Below are 7,444 nucleotides of genomic sequence, written 5' to 3' on the forward strand. Positions count from 1 at the left end.
GCTGCTTGCCCGAAGGGTATCACCGTGGATTACATCGCCAAGATGAACCGCGAATACCTCATGGCAACCGCTACCTACGCTGAAAAGGTGTACGGCAAGGACTAATGAGGCGTGAGGTCGCTCATGCCCTAGGCATTCTCCCCATAGGGGATAACTCGACTAAGACAACAAGTTGTCAAGTCTCGTATAGCTTGAGGTATGAGGTCGGCCTTTCAGGCCTTTGAGCATGTCATCCTGAGCGAAGAGGCGTAGCCTCGGAGTCGAAGGATCCAGACCAGCATTACAAAAAAAGGACTGCAGCGATGCGGCCCTTTTTGTATATGGTGGGGGAGGACAACCTCATAAGGCGAATGCAGCGACCGTGCTTGCACGGGCATTGCTGAGCCTAAAGGTTGGGACTTGAGCAAAGCGAGAGTCCAATCCCCCTCGCTTCAGCCCCGGCCCCGCCCCGCTTTTTTCTCTATACCTTTGGGGATTTATTTTGCTGACTATGTGGGTTGGTATACCAAATTGCTTGATGTGGTTGCATTGTACACCCACGCCCAGCCGGGATCTCTTGTGAGCAATTTTAACCTTCTTCCGATTTTCAATCGGTTTCCTTTGGTAGGGAAATTATATCGAAGTATCATTTTTTTGCGATTTTGCAGGACCTCCAACCACACTTTGTTGTCGCTTTTCGGGGCTTTTGCCCCCTTACCACCAGAGTTTCAGGCGAAGGTAGTCGATTGCCTGGTGTGAAAGAATCCACCAGAGCGTGCGCTTGCCCGCGAAAATCTTCGCGATACCTGTCATGCCGGGGCGGAACCATGCCGGAGTCTGGTAGACGAACTCGCCGCGCACGGCGAAGGTGTTCTCCTGTTCCTTTACCTCTGCGGTGGGGCTGATGTGTTGCGTCTCGAACCGGTAAACGTATTCGGGGCGGCTCTTGATGGCGAGCAGGCCCTGGGTTCCGAGTTTTACGTTGCGCAGTTCCTGTTCGGGCACATTTATCTCGACATAGATGTTCTCGATGGATGCCATCTGGAACAGTTCCGTTCCCTGGTTTACCGGGGCACCGATGCGTTTTTGCAGGTCACCTTCGATAATGACGGCGCTGTCGGCGGTGACGGCGACCACGGCCATGGAGAGCCTGTAACGTACTGTCTTGAGCTTTGCTTGGGTTTGCGCGAGGCGCGCTTGGTGAATTCGCATTTCGGCAAGCTGGTGGGCCGCCTGGGCTTTTTGTATTTCGCGCCGGGAGTCCTGTTCCTGCGCCATGAGGTCGGCTTCTTCAAGCTTGAGCTCTGTCTGGTTTAGTCGGAGTAATGGGGCTCCCTTGTAAACGACGTCGCCGGGCTTTACAAAAACGGTATCGATGTATCCGTCGAAGGGGGCTGTCGTATAGATTATTTTGTCTGTTTTCAGAATTGCCGGAGCGCTAACCCTGTAAGGGATTGGGTAAAGCGTCGCGAATAGAACCAGCGCTATTGCAAGTATCCCGAATAGCTTTGCCCACGTGTGTTCGATTCCCAAAAGCTTGGAGAGTATTTTCCGAAGTTTTTTTACCATGCGGAGTCCGAACCAGCAGCTTTTGTTGTAAAGTTCTTCAAGTCTTGCTGCGCACAGTGACGATGTCAGGTAAATTTGTTCAGAATTCAAGTCGTCGAAAGGTTGCGAATTTCGTTCGCAGCAGATGATTCCGATGATTTCGTCGCCATTGTGGATTGGTACGGTGAGTATGTACTTTGTGTGGTATTTGGTGCTGTACAGCTCGTGCTCGCGAATCGAAAGAACGTTCTTTTCGGGGGCGGGGTAGACGATGGCTGCGTCTTGCTCGTAGGCTTCTTCCATGATGCCTTCCAAGTCTCGCACCACCTGCATTTTTTTCTCGAAATGGTCGGTGTGGCTCAGAGCCTTTAGCACAACGTAATCGTGCTTGACCCATCCGAGGCTCACCCTTTCGGCGCTGTATTTGTCGCAGAGTCCGCTGACCAGGGACAACGTCGCCGTTTTGAATTTGTCGCACGCAAGTACGTTTTGGGTGACGTCGAATACTTGGGTCATCTGGTTGATTTTTGCGTTGGAACTGCTGAGCGCCCCTTGCATCGCCTGGAGCAGTTTGTTGGAGTCCAAATTTGTGTTGGAATTATTCATGCAGCAGCTCCTTGCGTAGGGCCGGCTTGCCCTGATTCCAAGTTTCTAGGCCGTTTTCGCGCAACAGCTCTCCTTTCGCGATGAGGAGCTTTATGTCGATAAGGTGCAAATCGCGTGTATTCTCGAGGTGGCGCTGTTCCGCCTTGCGGAGGTCCTCTTCCATGTCGAAAATGATGTGGTAGTTGCTTTTGCCGAGTTCCATTTTTTTGAATTCTTCTTGCAGTTCCGTTTCGTGGTAGTTGACGGCGATTTCGCTGAATTTCCATTGCTCGCGTATTTCGATGGACCTTTTTTGCAGAATGCTGAATTCCTCTAAAAGTTTGTTCTGAATGAGCGCGAGGCGTGTACGTGCGGCTCTCACGTTTACCTTCTGTGCGGCAATCTGGTGACGTTCATTGATGTTTGCGAACAGTGGAATGTCTATTTCGATTCCTCCGGCAAGCACTGTTTGACGGTCTTCGGGGTGCTTGAAGTTGCGAATAGCCGTTCTTGCTTCCTTGTCGCGGCTGCGTATCCCGTAATTCCCGATAATGTCGAGCGTCGGGAGCGATTTTGTGCGATGTAGCTTCAATTCCTCTTCGCGCAGGTCGAGTTCCGCCTGCTGCTGCATGTAGGCGGGATGAAGGCGGTAGATGGAATCTTCGGCGTCAACTGGTTTTACCTGGATAGACGTGTCGATGTCGCTAGGGAGGCTTATGGCGATGGGGCGCGGATCCTGGATGATTTCGCTTGCAGATATCGCAAGTAGCAGGTTGAGCCTTGCGCTTCGCAATTGATTCATTGCCGTGAGGCGTCCGCTCTCGCGGTCGGAATACTCGGCGACGGCCTTCTGCTTGTCAAGGACCGAGAGTATGCCCAACTGCTGCCTTTTTTCTGCGTCGTCCGCGATTTGTTTTGCGACTTGCGACGATTTCGTGGCGAATTGCAGGGTTTGCTCTGCGTAAAAGTAGTTCCAGTAGGCATCGTAGAACTTGTCCAAAACGTCGCTGAGCGTGTTGCGGTATTTCTGGTAGGCGATTTCCTGTTGCAGGTAGGCTTCGCGGAGCTGCGCAGTGGGCGAAAAGTAGAGCAGGCCGTCTTTCAGCACGTGTTGGCGGAGTTCGCCGCCAAAGTAAAGTTCCGAGGTGTATTCGCTATGGGTGTAGGTCGCCTGGTTGAAGCCCACGCTGTATTCCGTAGCCGAGGGTAGCTTCCCTTGTATCCCGATTTTGTACTCGTCCTTGGTTTCCGTGAACAGGGCGCTCGGCCTGTCACCTCTTTCCTTGCTTGCACGGCCGTTTAAGTGCGGCTCGAAATCCCCGTAGGCCCCTTTTGTCATCTCGGCTTGCGCAATCCAGTTGTATTTTGCTTCTTGTATATCGGTGTTGTTCTCGATAAGAATCTTGAGCGCCGTTTCCAAGTTGAGCCTGAGCGAGTCTTCGGTTGCAAAGGAACTGGCGACCGAAAAAATCAATATGAAAGCGAATAGCGTCAAATGTGCAGAAAGTTTGTGCATTATTGCAATATGATTTTGCCGGTGACGCCGGGTTCTATGGAGTGGTTTGAATTGTCGAAGATGACCTTGACTGTTCGTAGCAGGCTGGCCTTGTCGACGACGGGCGAGATGAATTCAATGGTTCCCATTTTGTTCCGATTTTTCGCGGAGCCGTTCAGTTGAAGATTGACGCTTTGGCCGATTTTCAGCTTGTTCGTCTTGTTGACAATGATGTAGGCTGTCATGCGGCATGTGCGCACGTCCGCGATTTCGATGACGGATTCGAGGGCTTCGACGCTTTCGCTCCTGTTCTTCGATATGGAAACTATTTCTCCATCGAAGGGGGCGATTAGGTACTGCTTGAGCAGCTGTGCGCGTGCCATGCGGTGCTCGAGGGAATCCTTGGACTTGGATACCTTTGCGGCTTCCCATTCGGCTTTCGCTACATTGAAGTTCATTTCCTTTTCCCAGAGCTGCTCGGCGCTTATGGAATTCGAAGTCTCGAACAACTTTTTCGTGGCTTCCAAGTCCTTTTCGTACGCGTCCATTTTCGCCTTCGCCGAGACAACACTCGAGAGGTCCTCGGCGGTGATTTTCGTGATGCGTGAACGCAGTTCCTCTTCGGTCTTTATGAGGTTCATCAAGGTGTCGCCCTTGTGGACGAACTCGCCTTCTTTTACCCAGATGCTGTCGATTTTCCCGGATACGGTAAAGCCCATACTGGCTTGCGCGAGCGGTTCCGTGATACCGTCGAAGCTTGCGGCTAGTGCAGAGCTTGCGCAAAAAGCGAATACGGCGGTGCAGAAAAACAGTATTTTGAACAACTTATTCATTTTTTGTGGTGCTTGAGCTCGACAAGGGAATCTCGAGTTCCGTGTACAATGTGAACTTTTCGAGATAAGTCTCGTCGGTTGCGTAGACGGTGAGGTTTACGCCGACGGAGTCGCCGTTTTGGGTGGACTCGTTGATGGCGTTCGGGAGCATTGTTATGAACAGCGTGTCGCCCTTGACCTTTGCGTTTGCGTTCTTGTTGGCGCCATGGCCGTACAGGGTGTACTTTGCGTTGCTCGCCTTGCTCCATTGTATCCTGTCGGTGTTCGTGGAAAGAGCCTTCGAGAATTTGACCCAGATGGTGTCTTCGGCGGAGAAGCTTGCCTTGTAGCCCTTGTTGCTTGGCCATGCGTTGCTTGTGACCGCGTAGAGTCCGCGCCCTGTCACGAAGGCGGAATCGCCGGTGAGCTCGTACGATATGCGGTCGCCGGACTTTTTGCCGTATACGGCGATGCTCACGCTGATGCTCGCTTCCGAGGGGAACGAACGATCGTGCTTGAGGAACAGGGTGTCTTTTTTCACTGTCGGGGTGACGTAGAATACGTCTGAACCGGCCTTTACCGAGACGGAAAGGTTCGCACTGCTAAGTTCCTCTTCGAAAACGAAGAACGGCGTAATCAGGGGGGAGACGTCCCTATAGCCCATGAGCGACTTGTCGACGACATTTGACGCCTTGATTTTTTGCTTTTCGGGAACCTGGATTTCTGTGTAAAGGGAGAAATTCTTGAGGACAAGGCCGCTCTTGCCGTACGCGGTGATGTTCATGCCGATGGTATCTCCCTGCACGCGGGAGTCGAGGATGCGATCCATCAGTTTGACGAAAAGAGTGTCCTTTTTGACCCAGGCGTCTGCGTTCTTGCCGTAGCTGTGCGCGTAGATGGTGCGCGTGGCGCCGCTGGCGAAACTCCACTGAATCTTGTCGGCGCTCGAGACGAGGTCCTCGCTGAACTTGACCCAGATTGTGTCGCTCGTGCCGAAGGAGGACGTGTATTTTTCGTTGCTGGGCCATGCGTTGCTTGTTATGGCGTAGAGGCCTCTGCCCGTTGTAAATGCGGAATCCCCGTTGAAGGCGAGATTGTAGCGCTCGCCCGACTCCTTGCCGTATGCGGTGATGCTCACGGAATACCTGGTTTCTGCGTCGAAGACGCTATCGGGGTGGGCCAGGAACAGCGTGTCGCCTTTGATGACCGGCTCTACGTAGAAGTTTGCCGAATCGCTCCTTACGTTGACCGACAAGTTCTTGGACGTAATCTTTTCGTTGAATACGTAGTACGGGACAATCAGGGGGGAGAGCTCCCCGTACCCCATGTAGTTCTTGTCCATCACGTTAGAGGCCTTGATGTCGTTTTGCTTTTTGACAAGGGTGTCCTGCTGGAGGTACGTGCGTCCCAGATCGATGGCGCCGTTCGGCTTGAGGCGTGGAAGGATTTTGTCTGTAGCGGTGTAGCGCAACCCGTTGTATGTGACGGGGGCTATTTTGAGGACGAGCCCGGAATCTGCGGGCAAGTTCTTGAACGTGAACTTCCCGAGTGAATCGGACGAGCCGTCGAAGGATTCGGGGAACAGGTTCACGTAATCTTCGCTCTGGTGGACGATGGATATGGAGGCCCCCTTTATCGGGACGGCTTTCCCGGAACTGGCTTCGTTTATGTAGAGTTCTCCATTGAGGGCCGCGTTGAGGGGAGAAAGCCTTATCACCATGGATGACGTGGCGACGACCCCCTCCATGTGCGAGGATTCGCTGGTCGAGTTGACCGTTTCGACGTGCGGTGCGTAGTACAAGGTGTCCTTTTTTTGAATTTCCCTGTGCGTGAAGGTGAAGGTTCGCGAACCGTACGGCAAATCGTCGATGAAAAAGTTGCCGGCCTCGTCGGTTTCCGTGGATTTGAGATCTCCGGAGGCGTTTTGGTATGAAATCTTTACCCCACAAAGAGTTGCGTTATTCGAGGCGTCGACGACAGAGCCGGAAAAACTCCATTTTGAGTATTCGCTGTCTTCGGAATTTGTTGGAGAGCAGCCGATGACACATGCTGCAATGACGCACATTGCAAAGGAGAAAGCCTGTTTGACTTGCATAAAGATACCGTTGTATAGAAAATGGGCACAAAAATAAAAATAAACACGGAAAATACAAGAAGAAAAAAAAGTTACTTTTGTAAAAAGAACGCAAATAAAGTTAAAATAAGTTTTTTTATAGTTTGTTGTTGTTACATTTGGCGTGTTATTTTATTTGGAGCTATTCTCATGAACGAAAAAAAAGAAAATAAAGCGGCCAACTCCCTTCCAGAAGTAGTCTGGAACGACGGCAACATGAAAAGCCTTTACGTGAACGCAACGAACGTCGTGGGCGGCCGTGAAGAAATCATGATGCTTCTGGGCTTGAATCAGGCCTGGAACATGAACCAGGGCAAGGTGAACGTGGAAATAGCCGAGCGCGTGGTGATGACCCCGTACACGGCCAAGCGCCTCGCCATCATGCTTGGGGCCACCTTGAATGCCTACGAAGCGAAATTCGGAAAGATTGACATCGGCATGCAGGCGGCAGCCCCTGCCGAAAAGCCGAAGAAGGCTTAATTGATTCAAGACAAGCGAAGCGACAACTTTACTAGACGTCGTTTTTTTTTGTTTCAATGTAAAGTGAAATTTCCATAACCACCAACTTATTTTTAGTTTATCTCTTTGGAGTGAACAAATGAAACGATTGCTACCATTTGCCCTGGCCCTGTTCGCGGCAACCATGTTCTTTACCGCCTGCGGTGACGACGACAGCAGCAGCTTCGTTGAACCGGAAAAGGAATCCTCGTCTAGCGAAATCCTGAGCAGCGGCGACGGGACCAGTGACGGCAATGGAGACAAATCTAGCAGCAGTGTCTCGTCTTCGACTACGAACAGCTCTTCCTCTGCGAAATCCAGCTCGTCTACAGGAGACAAGAACAGTGGCGGTGAGTCTAACCCAGCCTCGTCAAGCGTTAAGTCGAGCAGCTCAGAGGAGGGGGGTGGTGATGA

5 protein-coding genes and 1 pseudogene are annotated in these 7,444 nt (G+C 51.8%); 2 read left to right on the forward strand and 4 right to left on the reverse strand.

Annotated elements, in window-relative coordinates; translation table 11 throughout:
- Positions 1–693: 693 nt before the first annotated feature.
- Genes BUB38_RS15330 through BUB38_RS15345 form a run of 4 tightly spaced genes read right to left on the reverse strand, consistent with a single transcriptional unit; the run spans position 694 to position 6,514 of the window.
- Positions 694–2,133, reverse strand: a complete 1,440-nt coding sequence (locus BUB38_RS15330; protein ID WP_073161609.1) for a GAF domain-containing protein — start codon at positions 2,131–2,133, stop codon at positions 694–696.
- Positions 2,126–3,628: a TolC family protein gene (locus BUB38_RS15335; protein WP_073161610.1), complete on the reverse strand. Its 1,503-nt coding sequence runs from the start codon at positions 3,626–3,628 to the stop codon at positions 2,126–2,128. The genes BUB38_RS15330 and BUB38_RS15335 overlap by 8 nt, the downstream gene beginning before the upstream one ends.
- Positions 3,628–4,440 carry an efflux RND transporter periplasmic adaptor subunit gene (locus tag BUB38_RS15340; protein ID WP_073161611.1) on the reverse strand — a complete coding sequence of 271 codons (813 nt, stop codon included), beginning with the start codon at positions 4,438–4,440 and terminating at the stop codon, positions 3,628–3,630. Before BUB38_RS15340 ends, BUB38_RS15335 begins: the two co-directional genes overlap by 1 nt.
- On the reverse strand, positions 4,433–6,514 hold the full coding sequence (locus BUB38_RS15345; protein ID WP_139258484.1) for a peptidase associated/transthyretin-like domain-containing protein: 2,082 nt from the start codon (positions 6,512–6,514) through the stop codon (positions 4,433–4,435). The genes BUB38_RS15340 and BUB38_RS15345 overlap by 8 nt, the downstream gene beginning before the upstream one ends.
- Positions 6,515–6,682: 168 nt before the next feature.
- Between BUB38_RS15345 and BUB38_RS15355 the strand changes: the two genes are divergently transcribed.
- Positions 6,683–7,012, forward strand: a complete 330-nt coding sequence (locus BUB38_RS15355; protein WP_073161614.1) for a DUF3467 domain-containing protein — start codon at positions 6,683–6,685, stop codon at positions 7,010–7,012.
- A 118-nt stretch (positions 7,013–7,130) separates the two neighbouring features.
- A pseudogene (locus tag BUB38_RS16175) lies at positions 7,131–7,444 on the forward strand (hypothetical protein); the annotation flags it as partial.

The organism is Fibrobacter sp. UWH5, from assembly GCF_900142505.1.
Classification (GTDB): Bacteria; Fibrobacterota; Fibrobacteria; order Fibrobacterales; family Fibrobacteraceae; genus Fibrobacter.